The sequence below is a fragment of the Streptomyces iranensis genome (assembly GCF_017874715.1).
Classification (GTDB): Bacteria; Actinomycetota; Actinomycetes; order Streptomycetales; family Streptomycetaceae; genus Streptomyces; species Streptomyces iranensis.
The window spans coordinates 1-1,200 of the sequence record NZ_JAGGLR010000078.1 but is presented as its reverse complement, the minus strand read 5'-3'; the positions used below and the strand labels follow the sequence as shown (position 1 = coordinate 1,200).

Here is a 1,200-nt window from a genome sequence, read left to right as displayed (position 1 = left end):
CCACCCCGACATCCCCACCGCCATCACCGAACACCAGACCACCGCCCAAACCCGCCTCAACCCCGAACACGGCATCATGCTCCAAGCCATCCACCTCACCCTCGGACCCACCACCCCCGGACGACTCCTCCTCCTCGCCCACCACCTCGTCATCGACGGAGTCTCCTGGCGCATCCTCATCCCCGACCTCACCCACGCCTACCACCACACCCAAACAACCCACCCCCTCGAACCCGTCCCCACCTCCTACCGCACCTGGGCCCACTACCTCACCCAACAAGCCCACCACCCCACCCACACCACCACACTCCACCACTGGACCCACACCCTCCAACCCCACACCACCACACCAACCCCCACACCCACCCCAGTCCCCACCAGCCAACTACTCCACCACACCACCACCCTCCCACCCCAACACACCCAACCCCTCCTCACCACCACACCCGCCACCTACCACGCCGGCATCAACGACGTCCTCCTCACCGCCCTCACCCTCACCCTCAACCACCTCAACAACACCAACGACACCCTCATCAACCTCGAAAGCCACGGACGCCACGAACTCACCCCCCACCTCGACCTCACCCGCACCATCGGCTGGTTCACCACCCTCCACCCCATCCGACTCCACCCCGGACCCGCCACCTGGCACGACATCACCCACAACACACCCCACCTCGGCACCGCCCTCAAAACCATCAAAGAAACCCTCCGCACCACACCCCACCACGGCACCACCTACGGACTCCTCCGCCACCTCAACCCCACCACCAAAACCCACCTCACCCACCTCCCCCAACCCCCCACCACCTTCAACTACCTCGGCCGCTACACCCCCACCACAACCACAACCACACCAGACACACCCACCAACCCCACCAACCCATCCACCACCCAACCCTGGCCCCACGCACCCGAATCCACCCCCCTCAACGGCAACACCGACCCCAACCTCCTCCAACACACCCCCCTCGAAATCAACGCCCACACCCAAGACACCCCCCACGGACCCCAACTCACCACCACCTACACCTACAACCCCCACCACCACACCACCCACCACATCACCCAACTCGCCCACCACTGGCACACCGCACTCAAAGCCCTCACCACCCACACCCAACACCACACCGGCGGCCGAACCCCCTCCGACCTCCCCCTCCTCACCCTCACCCAACACGACATCACCAACCTCGA

General features: G+C 65.2%; 1 protein-coding gene. It reads left to right on the top strand.

From position 1 onward, the window contains the following. Nucleotides 1-1,200, top strand: a 1,200-nt coding sequence (locus tag J2Z30_RS49220; protein ID WP_245389376.1) for a condensation domain-containing protein, incomplete at both ends; no start/stop codon positions are given.